We start from the raw sequence: 18,700 nt of genomic DNA on the forward strand, positions 1-18,700 counted from the left end.
CGCGCCGGCGGACGCGGGGTCCCGAGGGGGCCAGCCGGGGAGCCGGGGAGCCGGGCGGGGCGGGGCGGGAAACAAAAAAAGTGGCCGGAGGTGAAGGCACTCCTTGCCACTCTCAACTTATAGCGCACGGGGGGCCTTGCGGCAAGGCCCCCCGTCTGCCGCAGAATCGTCCGCCGTAGCCGGGACGGTACGCCGCCGCCCGTACGCACCGCAGATCGGAACCGATGCCGTGACACCCCTGACCGCCAGCGCGTTCGACCTCCCCGACCGCCTCTCCCCCAAGGCCGACCCGGCGCTGATCGCCGACGACGAGCAGCACTTCGCGGCCGTCGCCCACTGCCTGGAACAGACGATCGCCGAGCTGACCGACCGGCTCGCGGCCGAGCGCAGGGCGCCCGGCGGAGCGAGCCGGCAGGCGATGGACCGGGACGTGGAGATCCACCGGCTGACCGGCCGGCTGCGTGCCCTGCGCCGGTTCGGCCTGAACCTGTGCCTGGGCCACATGGTCCCGGCGGACGGCTCGGGCCCGCTGTACGTGGGGCGGCTCGGGCTGACCGACAGCACGGGCCGCCGACTGCTGCTCGACTGGCGGTCCCCCGCCGCCGAACCGTTCTTCGGGGCCACCCACGCCGATCCGATGGGGCTGGTCAGCCGGCGCCGCTACCGCTGGACCGGCGGCCGGATCAGCGACTACTGGGACGAGGTGTTCGCCCCGGACGGCTTCGCCGGTCATGCGGCGCTCGACGACCAGTCCGCGTTCATCGCCAGTCTGGGCGGCGACCGGTCGGCCCGGATGCGCGACGTCCTGGGCACCATCCAGGCCGACCAGGACGCCGTCATCCGGGCGGGCTCCCGGGGCGCGCTCGTCGTCGACGGCGGGCCCGGGACCGGGAAGACCGTGGTCGCGCTGCACCGCTCCGCCTATCTCCTCCACTCCGACCCGCGCCTGGCCCACCGCCGCGGCGGCGTGCTGTTCGTCGGGCCGCACGAGCCGTATCTCGGTTACGTCGCCGACGTCCTGCCCAGCCTCGGCGAGGAGGGCGTGCAGACGTGCACCCTGCGGGACCTGGTCGCCGAGGGGGCGTCGGCGGGCGTCGAGACCGACCCGGAGGTGGCGCGGCTGAAGGCGTCGGCGGAGCTGGTGAAGGCGGTCGAGCCGGCCGTCCGGTTCTACGAGGAGCCGCCCGCCTCGGGCGTACGGGTTCAGACGCACTGGTCCGACATCTGGCTGAGCCCCGCCGACTGGGCCTCGGCGTTCGGGGCGGCGGACCCGGGCACCCCGCACAACGAGGCACGGGACCAGATCTGGGAGGAACTCCTGACGATCCTCGTGGACAAGCACGACGGCGACGCCCCCGAGGAGCGACTGCGCGCCTCGCTGGGGCGCGACCGGGAGCTGTTCGCCCTCTTCGACCGCGCCTGGCCGCTGATCGAGGCGGCCGACCTGGTCGGCGACCTCTGGTCGGTACCCGCCTATCTGCGCAGGTGCGCCCCCTGGCTGACGCCGGAGGAGGTCGCGCTGTTGCGGCGCGCGGACCCCCGTGCGTGGACCGTCTCCGACCTGCCTCTGCTGGACGCGGCGCGGCAGCGGCTCGGCGACCCGGAGGCGTCCCGGCGCAGGCGTCGCCACGAGGCCGCGGCCGCCGCCGAACGGGAGCAGATGGACCGGGTGGTCGAGAGCCTGCTCGCCGACGAGACCCTGGCCGACGCGGACGCGGACGGAGAGGGGGCGCTGGTGATGCTGCGCGGGGCGGATCTGCGGGAGTCCCTGGCCACCGCCGACCGGCCGAGCGGCGCCGAACCCGACCTGCTGGCCGGGCCGTTCGCGCACATCGTGGTGGACGAGGCGCAGGAGTTGACCGACGCCCAGTGGCAGATGCTGATCCAGCGCTGCCCGTCCCGGAGCTTCACCGTCGTCGGGGACCGGGCGCAGGCCCGGCACGGGTTCACCGAGTCGTGGCGCGAGCGGCTGGAGCGCGTCGGCCTCGACCGGATCACCCTGGCCTCCCTGACGATCAACTACCGGACGCCGGAGGAGATCATGGCGGAGGCGGAACCGGTGATCCGGGCCGTGCTCCCCGACGCCAACGTGCCGGTCTCCGTCCGCGGCGGCGGCATCCCCGTCACGTACGGCTCCGCCCGGGACCTGGACACCGTCCTCGCCGACTGGCTCGCCGCGCACGACGACGGGATCGCCTGTGTCATCGGCGCCCCCGCCTTCCGGGCGACGCCCCGCGTGCGGTCGCTGAGCCCGGAGCTGTCGAAGGGCCTGGAGTTCGACCTGGTCGTCCTCGTCGACCCGGAGGAGTTCGGCACGGGCGTCGAGGGGGCGGTGGACCGCTATGTCGCGATGACCCGGGCGACCCGGGAACTCGTCGTCCTGACGAGTTCCTGAGGCCGTCGGTCCGGGCCCGCGGGCCTGCCTGCGCGACGCCGGGGCCGCGAAGCCGGTCTCAGTGCCAGGGCAGCCCGGCCCGGTGCCGCCAGTAGGCCTCCGGCTCCTCGACCAGGGCGTCGAGCCCGGCCCGCTGCTCGTCGTCCAGATCGACGACCGCGGCGTGCAGATTGCCGGAGAGCTGGGCAGCCGTGGCGGCGCCGGAGAGCACGACGCCCGCCCAGGGCTGGTGCAGGACCAGCGCGAGGGCCACCGCGTCGCCGCCCACCCCCGCCGCGGCGGCGATCTCCTGGAACACGGCGGGGGCCTCGTCCCCGGCGAGGCGGCCGTTGGCCATGCCCTCCTTGACGATCACGGTGAGCCCGGCGTCGTGGGCCTCGGCGAGGGCGGGCGCGGCCGAGGTCTCCAGGGCGTTGTAGGTGGCCTGGACCGTGCGGAAGAGGGGTTCGCCGTCGACCGTGACGGCGAGGGCGGCCCGGATCGCGTCGGCCTGGGCGGGCCCGCTCGTGGAGAGGCCGACGGTGACGCCGTCGGCGGCCAGGGCGGCGAGCCTGTCGAGCAGTTCCTTGTCGGTGAGGGCGGGGCTGTCCGGGGTGACCGAGTGGACCTGGTAGAGGCTGAGCCGGTCGCCGAGGAGGGCCCGGGTCTCGGCGTACTGGCGCTCGAAGGTGGCCAGGCTGTGGTCCTTGACCTCGTGCTCCTCGGCCTCGACGTCCCAGTCGGCGGTGTAGGTGTACCCCCACTTGCTGCCGACGACGAGGTCGGTGAACGAGGGCCGGGCGTCCAGCCACTCCCCCAGGAACTCCTCGGCCCGGCCGTAGGAGCGGGCCGTGTCGACGTACCGGACGCCCTGGGCGTAGGCGGCGTCCAGCAGTTCGTGGGTGCGGGCGCGCAGGGCGTCGGGGTCGCGGTCGGCGGGCAGGTCCCGGTCTCGGTGGAGATTGATGTAGCCGGGCCTTCCGACGGCGGCCAGGCCCAGCCCGATGTGGGCGGTCGGGGTCGTCGCGGCGGCCAGGGCGGCGAAGGGCATCGCGGGCTCCTCGGGTCGGGTTTCGGTTACTCCTACCCCGGTGAGCGCGCGATGCCCTTCGTCCATCCGGTGCGGCACGGCTCCGCGCGCACCCGGCCGGCGTTCCTACGGGCGGGCGGTGGCCCAGGCGTGCTGGGCCGCCAGGTCCTCCTTCACCTCGGCGAGCTGTACGGCGACGGCGGAGGGGGCCGTCCCGCCCCGGCCGTCGCGGGAGGCGAGGGCGCCCCGCACGTTGAGGACCGTGCGGACCTCGGGGGTGAGGTGCTCGGAGATCTCGGCGAACTGCTCGTCGGTGAGCTGGTCGAGCTCGATGCCGGCCCGCTCGCACTCCTTGACGCAGGCGCCGGCGACCTCGTGCGCGACCCGGAAGGGGACGCCCTGCTTGACCAGCCACTCCGCGATGTCGGTCGCGAGCGAGAAGCCGGCCGGGGCCAGCTCCTCCATGCGCTCGCGGTTGACGGTGAGGGTGGCCATCATCCCGGTGAAGGCGGGGAGCAGGACCTCCAGCTGGTCGCAGGAGTCGAAGACGGGCTCCTTGTCCTCCTGGAGGTCCCGGTTGTAGGCGAGCGGGAGCGCCTTGAGCGTGGCGAGGAGGCCGGTCAGGTTGCCGATGAGGCGGCCGGACTTGCCCCGGGCCAGCTCCGCGATGTCCGGGTTCTTCTTCTGCGGCATGATCGAGGAGCCGGTGGAGAAGGCGTCGTGGAGGGTGACGAAGGAGAACTCCTTCGTGTTCCAGATGATGACCTCCTCCGCGATCCGGGAGAGGTTGACGCCGATCATCGCGGTGATGAAGGCGAACTCGGCGACGAAGTCCCGCGAGGCGGTGCCGTCGATGGAGTTGGCGACCGAACCGCGTTCGAAGCCGAGGTCGGCGGCGACCGCCTGCGGGTCGAGGCCGAGCGAGGATCCGGCGAGCGCTCCGGAGCCGTACGGGGAGACGGCGGTGCGCTCGTCCCACTGGCGCAGCCGCTCGGCGTCCCGGGAGAGGGACTGGACGTGGGCGAGCACGTGGTGGGCGAAGAGGACGGGCTGGGCGTGCTGGAGGTGGGTGCGGCCCGGCATCGCCACGTCCGCGTGGGCCTCGGCGAGGCCGACCAGGGCGCTCTGGAGGTCGGCGATCAGGCCGCCGATGGTCCGGGCGTGGTCGCGCAGGTACATCCGGAAGAGGGTGGCGATCTGGTCGTTCCGCGACCGCCCGGCCCGCAGTTTGCCGCCGAGGTCGGCGCCGAGGCGCTCCAGGAGTCCGCGCTCCAGCGCGGTGTGGACGTCCTCGTCGGCGATGGTGCCGGTGAAGGAGCCGTCCGCGACGTCCGCTTCGAGCTGGTCGAGTCCGGCGAGCATCCGGGTCAGCTCGTCCTCGCTGAGCAGACCCGCCTTGCTGAGGACGCGTGCGTGGGCTCGGGAGCCGGCGATGTCGTACGGCGCGAGCCGCCAGTCGAAGTGGACGGAGGCCGACAGCTTGGCCAGCGCCTCGGCCGGTCCGTCGGCGAAACGCGCGCCCCAGAGCCGGACGTCACCGTTGTTGCTGCTCACTGCGTGCTCCTCAAGAAAGCGAAAGGCAAAGGCCAGGACCTAGGCCAAGGTACGGATACGCGGCCGCCTCCCTGCCGCGTGACGACGGGGAGGCGGCTGTACAACGAAGGGGGGTCAGGCGAGGTCGCGCCTGGCGGCGATCTTGGCGGAGAGACCGAAGATCTCGATGAAGCCCTGCGCCTTGGACTGGTCGAAGGTGTCGCCCGAGTCGTAGGTCGCGAGGTTGAAGTCGTACAGCGACTCCTCGGACTTCCGGCCGGTGACGACGGCTCGGCCGGCGTGCAGGGTCATCCGGATGTCGCCGGTGACGTGCTGGTTGGCCTCGTTGATGAAGCCGTCCAGGGCGCGCTTCAGCGGGGAGAACCACAGGCCGTCGTAGACCATCTCGCCCCACCGCTGCTCGACCTGCCGCTTGTAGCGGGCCAGTTCGCGCTCGACGGTGACGTTCTCCAGCTCCTGGTGGGCGGTGATCAGTGCGATGGCGCCGGGCGCCTCGTACACCTCGCGGGACTTGATGCCCACGAGCCGGTCCTCGACCATGTCGATCCGGCCGACGCCCTGGGCGCCGGCCCGCTCGTTGAGCTGCTGGATCGCCTGGAGGACGGTGACGGGACGGCCGTCGACGGCCACGGGCACGCCCTCCTTGAAGGAGATGACCACCTCGTCGGCCTCGCGCGGGACGGCGGGGTCGGCGGTGTACTCGTAGATGTCCTCGATCGGGGCGTTCCAGATGTCCTCCAGGAAGCCCGTCTCGACGGCGCGCCCGAAGACGTTCTGGTCGATGGAGTACGGGGACTTCCTGGTGGTCGCGATCGGGAGGTTCTTCTCCTCGCAGAAGGCGATCGCCCGGTCCCGGGTCATCGCGTAGTCGCGGACCGGGGCGATGCACTTCAGGTCGGGACCGAGCGCGGAGATGCCGGCCTCGAAACGGACCTGGTCGTTGCCCTTGCCGGTGCAGCCGTGGGCGACGGTCCCGGCGCCGTGCTTGCGGGCGGCGGCGACGAGGTGCTTGACGATCGTCGGCCGGGAGAGGGCCGAGACCAGCGGATAGCGGTCCATGTAGAGGGCGTTGGCCTTGATCGCCGGGAGGCAGTACTCCTCGGCGAACTCGTCCCTCGCGTCCGCGACCTCGGCCTCGACGGCACCGCAGGCGAGCGCGCGCTTGCGGATGACGTCCAGGTCCTCGCCGCCCTGGCCGACGTCCACGGCGACGGCGATGACCTCGGCACCCGTCTCCTCGGCGATCCAGCCGATGGCGACGGAGGTGTCCAGGCCGCCCGAGTAAGCGAGAACGACGCGCTCGGTCACGGGTTTCTCCTTACGGTGCATTCACTGATGGGTATAACTATGCAGTCCACCGTATTGTTTGTCAAAATTGCAGGTCAGAGTGGTACCTCCGGCCGCCTCAGCCGAGGTGTGGTGTATTCCGGGGCAGCCGGGCCGGTCCGGCTGCCCCGTCGCGGCGAGCCGGTGGACCGCTGGGCCGTACGGAGCAGGTCCGGTGGGGCGTGCGGGCCGGCCGCCGTACGGTCCGGAGCATGCGCAGACCACTGGTGACCGCCGCCGTACTCCTCGCCCTGGCCGGCTCCCTCGGGGCCGGGCCCGGCCGGACCGATGCCCCTCCCCTGCCCTACCGGATGGCGGACACGGGCGGCGGCTCCCAGCTGATCACCGCCGAGGCCCCCGACACCGGCTCCACGACGGGGACCGTCACCTGGTGGGAGCGGCGCGGGGGCGGCTGGGCGGAGGCCGGGTCGGCGCCCGCGCGGTTCGGGGCGAACGGGCTGGCCGAGGGAGCGACCCGGGAGCAGGGCACCAGCACCACGCCCACCGGCCTGTACGACCTGCCGTACGCCTTCGGCGTCGAGGACGCCCCGGCCGGCACGACGTACCCCTACCGCCGTGTCACCGAGGACTCCTGGTGGTGCCAGGACAACGACTCCCGTGCGTACAACCGCTGGGTGGAACCGCGGCCCTCGCACTGCCGGGCGGCGGAGGCCGAGCAGCTGCTCTCCTACGGCACGCAGTACGCCCGCGCCCTGGTGGTCGGCTTCAACTACGACCGTCCGGTACGGGGCAGAGGCGCGGGAATCTTCCTGCATGTGAACGGGCGGGGGGCGACGGCCGGGTGCGTCTCGGTCCCGGCCGACGCCATGGCGGAGATCCTCGCCTGGGCGGACCCGGAGCGCGGACCGCACATCGCGGTCGGCACCTCGTCGGGGCCGACCGCGATCACGCGCTACTGAGACAGGGCTCCTCAGCGGTCGTTCTGAGCGAGCCTCAGCAGGTGGTCGGCGAGCGCCTGGCCACCGCTCGGGTCGCGGCTGATGAGCATCAGCGTGTCGTCGCCCGCGATGGTGCCGAGGATGTCGTGGAGTTCGGCCTGGTCGATGGCCGAGGCGAGGAACTGGGCCGCGCCGGGCGGGGTGCGCAGCACCACGAGGTTGGCCGAGGCCTCCGCCGAGATGAGCAGTTCGGCCGAGAGCCGACGCATCCGCTCCTCCTTGGCCGAGCCGCCCAACGGGGCCTGCGGGGTGCGGAATCCGCCCTCGCTCGGCACCGCGTAGATCAGCTCGCCGCCGGTGTTGCGGATCTTCACCGCGCCCAGCTCGTCGAGGTCCCGGGAGAGCGTCGCCTGGGTGACGCTCAGCCCGTCGTCGGCCAGCAGCTTGGCCAGCTGGCTCTGCGAGCGGACCGGCTGCCGGTTCAGGATGTCCACGATCCGGCGGTGGCGGGCGGTGCGGGTCTGCGGCACGGACGGCCCGCCGTACTCGGGTTCCTGCGCCTCGGTCATCGTCGTCGCCTCATTCTCCGGAGGGTCATGCTCCGGATCGTCCGTCCCCGTGTGCCGCGTCGAGAGCGCTCGGCAGAATCTCCAGGAACGCGTCCACCTCCGCGTCACCGATGATCAGCGGCGGCATGAGCCGTACGACATCGGGGGCGGGCGCGTTCACCAGGAGGCCGGCTCCCTGGGCCGCCTGCTGCACCTGCGGTGCGAGGGGTCCGGTGAGCACGATACCCAGCAGCAGGCCCGCGCCGCGGACGTGGGAGACCAGTGGGTGTCCCAGCGCCTCGACGCCGTCGCGGATCCTCTCCCCGAGGCGCTTGACGTCGGCGAGCACACCGTCGGCCGCGAGGGTGTCGATGACGGCGAGTCCGGCGGCGCAGGCGACCGGGTTGCCGCCGAACGTCGTGCCGTGGTGCCCCGGCTTCAGCAGGTCGGCCGCCGGTCCGAAAGCGACCGTCGCACCGATCGGCAGTCCGCCGCCGAGCCCCTTGGCGAGGGTGACGATGTCGGGCTCGACGCCCTGGTGGGCCTGGTGCTCGAACCACTGGCCGCAGCGGCCGATGCCGGTCTGGACCTCGTCCAGGACGAGCAGGGTGCCGGTGGCCCGGGTGATCTCCCGGGCCGCCTCCAGATAGCCCTTGGGCGGGACGACGACACCGTTCTCGCCCTGCGTCGGCTCGATGATCACCAGCGCGGTGTCGGTGGTGACGGCTGCACGCAGGGCATCCGCGTCCCCGTACGGGACGTGGGTGACGTCGCCGGGCAGCGGGCGGAACGGCTCCTGCTTGCCCGGCTGGCCGGTCAGCGCGAGGGCCCCCATCGTCCGGCCGTGGAAGCCGCCGTCGGTGGCGACCATGTGGGGGCGCCCGGTGAGCCGGCCGATCTTGAAGGCGGCCTCGTTGGCCTCCGCGCCGGAGTTGGCGAAGAAGACCCGCCCCGCCCGGCCGAACAGCTGGAGCAGTCGCTCGGCGAGCGCGACGGGCGGTTCGGCGATGAACAGGTTCGACACGTGCCCGAGGGAGGCGATCTGGGTGGAGACGGCCTCGACGACGGCGGGGTGGGCGTGGCCGAGGGCGTTGACCGCGATACCGCCGACGAAGTCGAGGTAGCGGGTGCCCTCCTCGTCCCAGACGTGGGCGCCCTCGCCCCGGACGAGCGGCAGGCGGGGCGTGCCGTAGTTGTCCATCAGCGCGCCCTGCCAGCGCGAGGTGAGTCCGGTCCCGGTGCCGGTCATGACGCCCCCTGTTCGTGTGCCGTCCGTGCTGCGTGTACGTCGATGGGGGCGTCCGGCACGACCATCGTGCCGATGCCCTCGTCGGTGAAGATCTCCAGGAGGATCGAGTGCTGGACCCGGCCGTCGATGACGCGGGCGGTCTCGACTCCGTTGCGCACCGCGTGCAGGCAGCCCTGCATCTTGGGCACCATGCCGCTGGACAGCTCGGGCAGCAGCTTCTCCAGCTGGCTCGCGGTGAGCCGGCTGATGACGTCGTCGCTGTTGGGCCAGTCCTCGTACAGGCCCTCGACGTCGGTGAGGACCATCAGCGTCTCGGCGTTCAGGGCGGCGGCGAGCGCGGCGGCCGCGGTGTCGGCGTTGACGTTGTAGACGTGGTGGTCGTCGGCGGAGCGGGCGATGGAGGAGACGACCGGGATGCGGCCGTCGTCCAGCAGCGCCTGGATGGCCCCGGTGTCGATGGCGGTGATCTCGCCGACCCGGCCGATGTCGACGAGCTCGCCGTCGATGGTGGGCCGGTGCTGGACGGCGGTGATGGTGTGGGCGTCCTCGCCGGTCAGGCCGACGGCGAGCGGGCCGTGCTGGTTGAGGAGGCCGACCAGCTCACGCTGGACCTGTCCGGCGAGCACCATGCGGACGACGTCCATCGCCTCGGGGGTGGTGACCCGCAGCCCGGCCTTGAACTCGCTGACCAGGCCCTGCTTGTCGAGCTGGGCGCTGATCTGCGGGCCGCCGCCGTGCACGACGACGGGCTTGAGGCCGGCGTGCCGGAGGAAGACGACGTCCTGGGCGAAGGCGGCCTTCAGCTCCTCGTCGATCATGGCGTTGCCGCCGAACTTGATGACGACGGTCCTGCCGTGGTGCCGGGTCAGCCAGGGCAGCGCCTCGATGAGGATCTGCGCCTTCGGGAGTGCGGTGTGCTTCCGCGCGGTGCTCATGAGCTGTACGCGCTGTTCTCGTGGACGTAGTCCGCGGTGAGGTCGTTGGCCCAGATGACGGCCGACTCCGTGCCCGCGGCGAGATCGGCCGTGATCTTGACCTCCCGGTAGCGCATGTCGACGAGTTCGCGGTCCTCGCCCACACCGCCGCTCTTGCAGACCCAGACGTCGTTGATGGCGACGTTGAGCCGGTCCGGCTCGAAGGCGGCCTTCGTGGTGCCGATGGCGGAGAGGACCCGGCCCCAGTTGGGGTCCTCGCCGTGGATGGCGCACTTGAGGAGGTTGTTGCGGGCGATGGACCGGCCGACCTCGACGGCGTCGTCCTCGGTGGCCGCGTTGATCACCTCGATCCGGATGTCCTTGGACGCGCCCTCGGCGTCGCCGATGAGCTGCCGGGCGAGGTCCGCGCAGACGACCCGTACGGCTTCGGCGAACTCCCCCTGCTCCGGGGTGATGCCGCTGGCGCCGGAGGCGAGCAGCAGCACGGTGTCGTTGGTGGACATGCAGCCGTCGGAGTCGACCCGGTCGAAGGTGGTCCGGGTGGCCTCGCGCAGGGCGGCGTCCAACTGCTCCGCGGGCACGTCGGCGTCGGTGGTGAGGACGACGAGCATGGTGGCCAGGCCCGGGGCGAGCATGCCCGCGCCCTTGGCCATGCCGCCGACGGTCCACCCCTCGCCGCCCGCGACGGCGGTCTTGTGCACGGTGTCGGTGGTCTTGATGGCGATGGCGGCCTTCTCGCCGCCGTGCTCGCTGAGGGCGGCGGCGGCCTGCTCGATACCGGGGAGCAGCTTGTCCATGGGGAGCAGGATGCCGATGAGACCGGTGGAGGCCACGGCGATCTCGCCCGCGCTGTGGCCCTCCAGCACCTCGGCCGCCTTCTCGGCGGTGGCGTGGGTGTCCTGGAAGCCCTGGGGCCCCGTGCAGGCGTTGGCCCCACCGGAGTTGAGGACGACGGCGGTGACCTCGCCGCCCCTGAGGACCTGCTCCGACCAGAGCACCGGGGCGGCCTTGACGCGGTTGGAGGTGAAGACGCCCGCGGCGGCGCGACGCGGCCCGTTGTTGACCACGAGGGCCAGGTCCGGGTTGCCGCTCTCCTTGATCCCCGCGGCGATGCCCGCCGCCGAGAATCCCTGTGCTGCCGTGACGCTCACGGTGCGACTCCGATCGTCGAAAGTCCGGTGTCCTCGGGGAGTCCGAGGGCGATGTTCATGCTCTGGAGGGCGCCGCCCGCGGTGCCCTTGGCGAGGTTGTCGATGGCGCTGATCACAATGATCCGCCCGGCCGCCGCGTCGTACGCGACCTGGAGCTGTACGGCGTTGGAGCCGTACACCGCGGCGGTGGCGGGCCACTGCCCCTCGGGCAGCAGCTCGACGAACGGCTCGTCCGCGAACGCCTTCTCGTACACCGCGCGCAGGCTCTCCGCGCTCACGCCGGGCTTCGCCTTCGCGCTGCACGTGGCGAGGATGCCCCGGGGCATGGGGGCGAGGGTGGGCGTGAAGGAGACGGTGACCGGCTCGCCGGCGGCTCCGCTGAGGTTCTGGATCATCTCCGGCGTGTGGCGGTGCCCGCCGCCGACACCGTACGGGGTCATGTTGCCCATCACCTCGGAGCCGAGCAGGTGGGGCTTGGCCGCCTTGCCCGCGCCGGAGGTGCCGGACGCGGCGACGATCACGGCCTCCGGCTCGGCGAGGCCGGCCCCGTACGCCGGAAAGAGCGCGAGGGACACGGCGGTCGGGTAGCACCCCGGCACGGCGATCCGCTTCGATCCGGCGAGCGCGGCCCGCCCGCCCGGCAGCTCGGGCAGCCCGTAGGGCCAGGTCCCGGCGTGCGGGGAACCGTAGAACGCCTCCCAGTCCCCCGCGTCCTTCAGCCGGAAGTCGGCCCCCATGTCGACGACGAGGACCTCGTCCCCGAGCTGCTCGGCGACGGCGGCGGACTGCCCGTGCGGCAGCGCCAGGAAGACCACGTCGTGCCCGGCGAGCACCTCGGCGGTGGTGGGCTCCAGCACCCGGCCGGCCAGGGGCCGCAGATGCGGCTGGAGCGACCCGAGCGCCTGCCCGGCGTTGGAGTGCCCGGTGAGGGCGCCGATCTCGACGTCCGGGTGCGCCAGCAGAAGACGGAGCAGTTCCCCGCCGGCGTAGCCGCTCGCCCCTGCCACTGCTGCTCGTACCACCATCGGTAACCCTCCTGATCGATGGCATGACTATACGCAGCGGCGCACTTTTATGCAAAGGTGGTCCGGGGCAGGCAGCGGCGGGGCACGGCGTCCACCCTCGGACCGACCGTCGACCGACCCCCTCCATGCTCACGCCCGTGGCACTCGACCGGGAACAGGCCATCGTCGACTCCGCCGGCCCCGAACGCCGGGCGGCCGACCCGGGCCCGGCCCGCACAGGAGACCCCCGGGCCCGACCGGCCGCCCGTGGCTCAGCAGGAGCCACGGGCGGCGATGCGATCAGGAACCGGGGGCAGGGGGACGGCTCGGCGCGCGGCAGCGCGTCAGTGGAAGACGACCGAACGCACCTTCAGCCGCTCCGAGGCCCCGCCGGTGTGCGGGCGGAGGGGGAACGAAGCGCCCTCGCAGTCGGCATCCGTGAAGACCTCCGCCCAGGCGTCCGTGCGGTTCTTCGGGGAGTGCCCGGACTCCGGGTTCTCCGGGCCGACGCCCGGAAGGTTGACGCACTCGCCGCTGGGCGGGCTGTTCAGGAAGCCGGTCGCCGCGTACCCCTCGACGGTCACGTAGTCGTAGCGGAACTGCCCCTCGGCCGCCGAGGCCGAGGCGGGGAGGGCGACGAGCAGCAGAGCGGCGCCGAGAGCGGCGGCGAAGGCGGAGCGGAGGCGCATGGGGGAAATCCTTCTGGTGACGGTGGTGTCGCCTCGACCCCCTCCCGGCGGACAGAGCCGGTCGCGGGCGGGGCCACGCGGGAGACGTGTTCTCCGCGGGCGCACCGACGCACGGGGGTGCCGGGGCGACAGTTTCGTGACACTGCGTACACATGGTGGCACACAAAGCGACGATTCATGATCAAGAGCCGGCCCGGTCCGACGAGCGGTGGCACGACAGGTGCGGCTACGTCCGGCGGAGAACCGCACCCGGCCGGACCGGCGTCCCTCCCCGGAGCATCACGCAGGTCCTTCCCCGGAACATCACGCAGCCGTGCGGAGCGGACCGCGGAAGGCGAGGACGGGTCCGTCGGTGTCCTGGCCCGGGCGGCCGTGACGAGCACGGTCTTCGCGGTCCTCCACGACCGGCTGCGGGGCCCCGCGCCTCGCCGCAGGGCCCCGGAGACGCCGCCGCCCGGCCGGCCGCGTCCGGAGCCGCGGCCGTCACGCCCTACGGCACGTTGAACCGGACGAGCGCCGTGGCGACCGGTGTACCGCTGCGCCGCGCGTACGTCAGCCGCTCGCGCACCTCACGCGGGGTCTTCGGACGGAATCCGGGCCCGCCGCAACAGCTCTTGTGGAACCCCACGCCCGCGTTCAGCAGCACGGCGAGGGCCCGCCACGCCGCGACGTCCCGGCGCCTCGGCGCGGCGAACGCCGAGCCGGCGTGGATCATCGGCGCCGCGCAGCGCGGACAGTTCCGCTGCCTGGCCCGGTCGTGGGGCTGCTTGAAGGAGGCCCGGCAGGGCAGGCAGACGTACGAGGTTTTCCCATGGCTCACCGGCTCAGCCTAGGGATCGCACCGGGAGACGGCCATCGACTTGTTCGGCGCCGGCCCGGTCCGGCACCCGGTCCGGGCCGGACGGCACGGGTGAAGGCGATACTGGTCGTAGCAGTCGCCCCGCCGCCGAACCGGCTCCTGGCCGGGGCGGCCGGTGGGGCCCTCCTTGCCGATGCCTCTGAGGGGAGCCGTTCATGACCACGGCGAAAGACCTGTTCATCATCGCCATGGATCCGGTGCCGGAGCACACCGTGGGGCAGGGCGACCTGTCGCTCGCCCTCGCGGGAGCCGAACTGCTCGATCTCATCGGCGCCGGAGCCGTCACCGTGGAGGGCGACCTCATCGTGCCGGGCGGGGCGTCGGCGCCGGACGACCGGCTTCTCGGCGAGGCCGCCGCGCAGATCACCCGGCAGCCGCCCCACGAGCGGATCGAGGACTGGCTGTGGCGGCGCGGCCGGGATCTCGCGGCCACCTACCAGGATGCTCTGGAGAAGGACGGCGAGCTCACACAGCGGAGAAGCGGCCTCCTGCCCTTCGGCCCCCGGCGCGTGGAGCTGGTCGACACCCCCGGCCGGCGACGGGCCATCGGCCGCCGGGAGGAGGGCGAGCCCGTCCTGGCCGCCCTCGCGTCGGCCGTGGGGCTCGACGGCGAGCGGTCCGGCGACGACGAGCCCGGCCTCGACGACGAGACGGTGACGACCGTGGTCGCCACCGTCAACGAAGCGGTGATGGAGCTGGAGGCCGTACGCCAGCGGCGGACCATCGAGAACACGGCCTTCGCCAACGTCTGGCGCGGCCCCTGAGCCGGGCCCCGGCCGGAGACGGCCCGGGACGCACGGCCGAGTTGACCTTGACACGGTGACAAGCACTTCACTGCTCGCCGAGGAGGTGGTCTCGATGACGGTCACGGGACACGGCACGGACACGGCACGAGCGCTGCGGGGGCTGGAGGACGACCGTGCGTCGGTGCGGCTGCGCGCCGCTCTGGCGATCGGCTCGACGCCGGACCCGCGCTTCGTCGGCAAGCTCGTCGAGCGGTGCGCGGTCGAGCCGGAGTTCTTCGTGCGCGACATGCTGACCTGGGCGCTCACCCGTCACCCGGTGGCCCTCACCCTCCCCCCGCTGCTCCGCGAACTCCGCTCCGAGCGGGCGCGGGCGCGGAGCCAGGCGCTGCACACGCTGTCCAAGGTCGGGGACCGGCGGGCCTGGCCGGCGATCACCCGGGCGCTGGTGACCGACGCCGACGACGAGGTGGCGCGGAGTGCCTGGCGGGCGGCGGTCGTGCTCGTACCCGACGGGGAGGAGTCCGCGTTGGCGGTACTGCTGGCGACGCAGCTCGGGCGCGGCGGCCGGGAGACCCGGCTGAGTCTCAGCCAGGCACTGGTCGCCCTGGGGGACGCGACGGCGCCGGCTCTGGCCGCCGCGACGAGGAGTCCCGACCCGCTCGTCCGCGCGCACGCGCTCGCCACCCAACGGCTGCGGACCGACCCGGACGCCGGTTTCACCCTCGCCGTGGAGGAGGCGAAGCGCGTCGTGGCCCTCGGCGGCCGGGGCGCCTCCGGCGACGGTTCCGACGACGCCGGTGGTTCGGGGGGTTCCGACAGCACCGCTCATTCGGGGGGTTCCGGTGGTTCTGATGGCCTCAGGGGGTCCGGCGGCCCCCACGGCTCCGACGAGGAAGGTCCCTAGGGCGTGCTGATCGGCGAAGTCGCGCGCCGGTCCGGAGTCAGCGCCCGCATGCTCCGGCACTACGAGTCGCTCGGCCTGGTGCGGCCTTCGGGCCGCACCGGGTCCGGCTACCGGGAGTACTCGGCGGAGGACGTGCGGCGGATCTTCCATGTCGAGAGCCTGCGGGCGGTGGGCCTGTCATTGCGCGAGATCGGGCGCGCGCTCGACGATCCCGGCTTCACACCCTCGGCACTCGTCGACGAACTGATCCGTCGGACGCGCGAACGCATCGCGGTGGAGACCGAGTTGCTCACCCGGCTGCACCGGGTCCACGCCACGGATCCGGCCGGCTGGGAGGACGTCCTCCAGGTCGTGGCGCTCCTGGGGGCGTTGGGGTCCGAGAGCGCCGACGCCCGCCAGCGCGCCGCCCTCGCCTCGGGCGACGAGGTTCCGGTGGAGGCCCTGGTCGAGGCGGCGCTCGGCGAGGGCGACCCGCATGTGGCAGGAGCCCTTCGCTGGGCCCTGGCCCGAGCGGGCGGCAGCGGCCCGGCGCTGCTGGCGGAGGGGCTCGGCTCACCGGAGGCCGCGGTACGGGAACGCGCCGTCCGGTCCCTCGCCGAGATGCCCGGCGACGAGGCCACCGCACTGCTGGGGAACGCCCTGGCGAGCCCCGATGACGTGGTCCGCGGCCGTGCCGCCCTGGCGCTCGGGGCGCGCGGCGTGGCCGATGCGGTCCCGGCGCTCGTCGACCTGGTCGTCGCGGGGACGAACGACACCGACGCGGCCGACGCGCTGGCCCTGCTGGCCCGCGACGCCACCGCGGCGGACCGGATCACGGCCGCGCTCGCCGACCGCCTCTCCCGCGACACCACCGGCGCCCCGGCGCGCGGACGGCTGACCCAGGCGCTGGCGGGCATCGCGGGGCCGGCCTCCTCACGTGCCCTCCGGGGACTGCTGGACGACGAGGACCGCGCCGTCGCGCTGACCGCGGCGTACCTTCTTCAGCTGCGCGATGCGGGGTGACGGACCCCGCCCGGGGCGCCTCCCACGGGGGCGGGTACGGAGTGATCCTCCGTACCGCCGCGGGACGGGGAGAGGTGCCCGGTGCCGGTCCGGGGCCGGTCGAGGAGCAGCGGGATCGCCAGGGCGGGCAGCAGCCAGAGGAACACGATGAGGCGGTAGCCGTACAGCTGGCCCAGATTGGGGTGGCCCGCCTGGTTGAGGAGGCCCGCCGCGCCCGCCGCCAGGGCGATCGGCAGCACGGCGGAGCGCCGCCTCAGCAGCGCCCAGGCCGAGAGCGCGAGCAGGACGGGGAGGATCGGTTGGGCGGCCTGGCGGCGCAGCCACGCCGACCAGAAGACCCGCTCCCGCACGAAGAACTCGGGCCAGGGGTTGGGCAGATCGGGGCGCTGGTAGTGGTGGGTCAGCAGGTCCTGGGCGCTGTCCTGGCCCATGGGCCACCCCAGCAGATGCGCCCCGGCGTAGACGCCCGCCGCCAGCGCACCGCACAGGGCTCCCGCCCGGAGTACGGGGCCGGGTGGCCGCCGCCTCAGGCGGAGCCGGCCGGACCAGGCCAGGAGGACCGCCGCGAGGGCCACCGCCAGCAGCAGTGCCTGGGAATAGCGGACGAGGAACATCAGGGCGAGGCCGCCCGCGACGAGGACCGCGCCGGCGCGGGGCCCCGCGGCGCCCGCCCGGGCCGCCGGACCCGTGGTCGTACCGGTGTCCGCGTCCGTACGGGGCCGGTCGCGCAGCAACAGGACACAGCCGAGGACGACCACCGTGCCGAGTGCCAGGGCGAGTCCGTCGCTCAGCGGGTTCATGGCGACGGTGCCGGTGGGCAGGGCGAGGTACAGGGCCTGCCCGGCCAGACCCGCGCGCCGGGAGGCGCCCGCGGCGCGGAGGGCCAACAGGACGCAGACGCTGCCGGCCAGGGCGATGACGAGTCCGGCCAGCCAGAGGCCCCAGGTGGCGCCGAAGGCGGTCACGAAGGGCACCAGGAACAGCGGATAGCCGGGCCTGGCCTCGAAGATGGCCATGAACCGCTGGTTGGCGAACGGGGCGGTCATCCCCTCCGTGTTGCCGTGGTGGAGCCAGTACGCGACCGAGTCGTTCAGCCGGCGCACGCACTGCTCCTCCGACTCCCCCACGTCCTTCCGGTTGGTCCAGGGGACGGGGCTCAGGGAAGCGTGCTGCCCGCTGGCGCAGGAGTGAGCGATGGCCCGGCGGCCCGCCTCCTCGCGGCTCTCGCCGCTGAGACTCAGGGCGTAGGAGAGGTAGTTCTTCGTGTCGGGCGAGGCCCGTCCGGTGACCGCCGTCACCTGGAGTGCGGCGAAGGCCACGGCGATGAGCAGCATCCCGATGAGGCCCAGGTGCTGTTTTCTGCGGATGTTCGGCATCGGACGGGCGCTCCCCTGCGTACGGCGGTTGCCTCATCAACGAGAGAACCCCCTGGGGGTGGCGTTCCCGGGCGGTTCCGGGACCCGGCGTGTGCCGGAACCGGGCTGCTCGCGCCCGGGATCCCGGCGTAACGGAACCAAGCTGCCCGCGCCGGGATCCCGGCGTACCGGATCCGGGCCGCACGTGCCGGGAACCGGGCTCGTGCCGGGATCCGGTGGGGGCCGGGCGTCCGCTATCGGCCGCGCGGCTTTCCGCGCTTGCCGCCCTGGCCTCCGGTCCGACCGCCCGACTGCGGCTTCCGGCCCGCCGCCGACTTGCTCCGGGCGCCGCCCGCCCCGCCGCCGGCCCCGGTCCGCTTCGCCTTGTCCTTGGTCCTGTCCTTCGACCTGTCCTTGGCCTGGGCCGGACGCGGTGGGGTGGCGGCCCGGCCACGGGTGCTGTTGACGGTGCGCCCCCGGACGATCCCGATGAACTCCTCCACCAGGTCGGGGGCTTCCTCCGCCTGGGGCCAGGACAGCGCGACGCGTGACTCGGGGGCTTCCGGGACCGGACGGTAGGTGAGGTCCTTGCGGTGGTGGAGGCGGGCCAGGGACTGCGGGACGAGGAGGACGCCCACGCCCGCCGCCACCAGCTCGATGGCGTCCGCAGTGGTGGCCGGGCGCTCGACGGCGGGGCGGCCGGGCAGGGTCTCCCAGTCGAGGACGTCGTCCAGCGGGTGCAGCACGATCTCGTCGGCCAGCTCGGCGAGCGACACCTCTTCGGCGGCGGTCGCCACGTGGTCCTTGGGGATCACCACGACGGTGGTCTCGGTGTAGAGGGGGATCGCGGCCAGGACGTCCCGGTCGACCGGCAGCCGTACGAGACCGGCGTCGGCGCCGTGGCCCGCCAGCAGTCCGGGGGCGTCGGCGGCGGTGGCCTGGACGAGCTCCAGGGGGGTGTCGGGCAGCCGCTCGTGCCAGACCCTCACCCACTTGGTGGGCGTCACGCCGGGGACGTAGGCGAGCCGGAAGGATGAGGGGATGTCCGAGCCTGTCACGGAACCAGGCTACCGGT

The 18,700-nt window shown here is 73.3% G+C and carries 17 protein-coding genes; 5 read left to right on the top strand and 12 right to left on the bottom strand.

Annotated elements, in window-relative coordinates; all coding sequences use genetic code 11:
* Window positions 1-229 precede the first annotated feature (229 nt).
* Window positions 230-2,395 (top strand): RNA polymerase recycling motor ATPase HelR, encoded by a 2,166-nt coding sequence (helR, locus tag DTB53_RS05820; protein ID WP_012381643.1) that lies wholly within the window; start codon window positions 230-232, stop codon window positions 2,393-2,395.
* A 58-nt stretch (window positions 2,396-2,453) separates the two neighbouring features.
* Here the strand turns inward: helR and DTB53_RS05825 are convergent, their stop codons facing one another.
* From DTB53_RS05825 to DTB53_RS05835, 3 genes are all read right to left on the bottom strand, one after another.
* The gene (locus tag DTB53_RS05825; RefSeq protein ID WP_030704492.1) at window positions 2,454-3,425 is read right to left on the bottom strand and encodes an aldo/keto reductase; all 972 of its coding nucleotides are present in this window, start codon (window positions 3,423-3,425) and stop codon (window positions 2,454-2,456) included.
* A gap of 105 nt (window positions 3,426-3,530) precedes the next feature.
* The gene (gene argH, locus DTB53_RS05830) at window positions 3,531-4,958 is read right to left on the bottom strand and encodes an argininosuccinate lyase (protein ID WP_003970275.1); all 1,428 of its coding nucleotides are present in this window, start codon (window positions 4,956-4,958) and stop codon (window positions 3,531-3,533) included.
* A 114-nt stretch (window positions 4,959-5,072) separates the two neighbouring features.
* Window positions 5,073-6,266, bottom strand: a complete 1,194-nt coding sequence (locus tag DTB53_RS05835) for an argininosuccinate synthase (RefSeq protein ID WP_003970274.1) — start codon at window positions 6,264-6,266, stop codon at window positions 5,073-5,075.
* 230 nt (window positions 6,267-6,496) lie between these two features.
* On the opposite strand from DTB53_RS05835, the gene DTB53_RS05840 reads away from it, so the two are divergent.
* On the top strand, window positions 6,497-7,204 hold the full coding sequence (locus tag DTB53_RS05840; protein WP_012381641.1) for a L,D-transpeptidase family protein: 708 nt from the start codon (window positions 6,497-6,499) through the stop codon (window positions 7,202-7,204).
* A gap of 11 nt (window positions 7,205-7,215) precedes the next feature.
* On the opposite strand, the gene DTB53_RS05845 is transcribed toward DTB53_RS05840, so the two are convergent.
* From DTB53_RS05845 to DTB53_RS05875, 7 genes are all read right to left on the bottom strand, one after another.
* Window positions 7,216-7,752, bottom strand: a complete 537-nt coding sequence (locus tag DTB53_RS05845; RefSeq protein WP_003970272.1) for an arginine repressor — start codon at window positions 7,750-7,752, stop codon at window positions 7,216-7,218.
* Between the two features lie 25 nt (window positions 7,753-7,777).
* A complete protein-coding gene (locus tag DTB53_RS05850; RefSeq protein WP_003970271.1) occupies window positions 7,778-8,980 on the bottom strand; it encodes an acetylornithine transaminase in 1,203 nt (400 codons plus the stop codon).
* The gene (gene argB / locus DTB53_RS05855; protein WP_003970269.1) at window positions 8,977-9,915 is read right to left on the bottom strand and encodes an acetylglutamate kinase; all 939 of its coding nucleotides are present in this window, start codon (window positions 9,913-9,915) and stop codon (window positions 8,977-8,979) included. Before argB ends, DTB53_RS05850 begins: the two co-directional genes overlap by 4 nt.
* Window positions 9,912-11,066, bottom strand: coding sequence for a bifunctional glutamate N-acetyltransferase/amino-acid acetyltransferase ArgJ (gene argJ / locus DTB53_RS05860; RefSeq protein WP_003970268.1), 1,155 nt, complete (start codon window positions 11,064-11,066; stop codon window positions 9,912-9,914). Before argJ ends, argB begins: the two co-directional genes overlap by 4 nt.
* On the bottom strand, window positions 11,063-12,091 hold the full coding sequence (gene argC, locus DTB53_RS05865) for an N-acetyl-gamma-glutamyl-phosphate reductase (protein WP_012381640.1): 1,029 nt from the start codon (window positions 12,089-12,091) through the stop codon (window positions 11,063-11,065). Before argC ends, argJ begins: the two co-directional genes overlap by 4 nt.
* A 323-nt stretch (window positions 12,092-12,414) precedes the next feature.
* Window positions 12,415-12,759, bottom strand: a complete 345-nt coding sequence (locus DTB53_RS05870) for a hypothetical protein (RefSeq protein WP_012381639.1) — start codon at window positions 12,757-12,759, stop codon at window positions 12,415-12,417.
* Window positions 12,760-13,249: 490 nt separating this feature from the next.
* Window positions 13,250-13,579 carry a hypothetical protein gene (locus DTB53_RS05875; protein WP_012381638.1) on the bottom strand — a complete coding sequence of 110 codons (330 nt, stop codon included), beginning with the start codon at window positions 13,577-13,579 and terminating at the stop codon, window positions 13,250-13,252.
* Between the two features lie 194 nt (window positions 13,580-13,773).
* Here DTB53_RS05875 and DTB53_RS05880 point away from each other — a divergent pair, with 194 nt between their 5' ends.
* From DTB53_RS05880 to DTB53_RS05890, 3 genes are all read left to right on the top strand, one after another.
* Entirely contained in the window at window positions 13,774-14,382 is a 609-nt protein-coding gene (locus DTB53_RS05880; protein ID WP_003970264.1) for a GOLPH3/VPS74 family protein, read from the top strand.
* Between the two features lie 94 nt (window positions 14,383-14,476).
* Complete coding sequence (locus tag DTB53_RS05885) at window positions 14,477-15,268, top strand: HEAT repeat domain-containing protein (RefSeq protein ID WP_042497520.1); 792 nt, start codon at window positions 14,477-14,479, stop codon at window positions 15,266-15,268.
* Window positions 15,269-15,271: 3 nt separating this feature from the next.
* A complete protein-coding gene (locus DTB53_RS05890; protein WP_003970262.1) occupies window positions 15,272-16,270 on the top strand; it encodes a MerR family transcriptional regulator in 999 nt (332 codons plus the stop codon).
* Here DTB53_RS05890 and DTB53_RS05895 read toward each other — a convergent pair.
* Together DTB53_RS05895 and DTB53_RS05900 are read right to left on the bottom strand one after the other, a co-directional pair.
* Window positions 16,249-17,646: a hypothetical protein gene (locus DTB53_RS05895; RefSeq protein WP_012381636.1), complete on the bottom strand. Its 1,398-nt coding sequence runs from the start codon at window positions 17,644-17,646 to the stop codon at window positions 16,249-16,251. The two genes, DTB53_RS05890 and DTB53_RS05895, sit on opposite strands and share 22 nt — an antisense overlap.
* Before the next feature lie 233 nt (window positions 17,647-17,879).
* Window positions 17,880-18,683: a LysR family substrate-binding domain-containing protein gene (locus DTB53_RS05900; RefSeq protein WP_012381635.1), complete on the bottom strand. Its 804-nt coding sequence runs from the start codon at window positions 18,681-18,683 to the stop codon at window positions 17,880-17,882.
* Window positions 18,684-18,700 lie beyond the last annotated feature (17 nt).

This window comes from Streptomyces griseus, assembly GCF_900460065.1.
In the GTDB taxonomy this organism is placed as follows: Bacteria; Actinomycetota; Actinomycetes; order Streptomycetales; family Streptomycetaceae; genus Streptomyces; species Streptomyces griseus.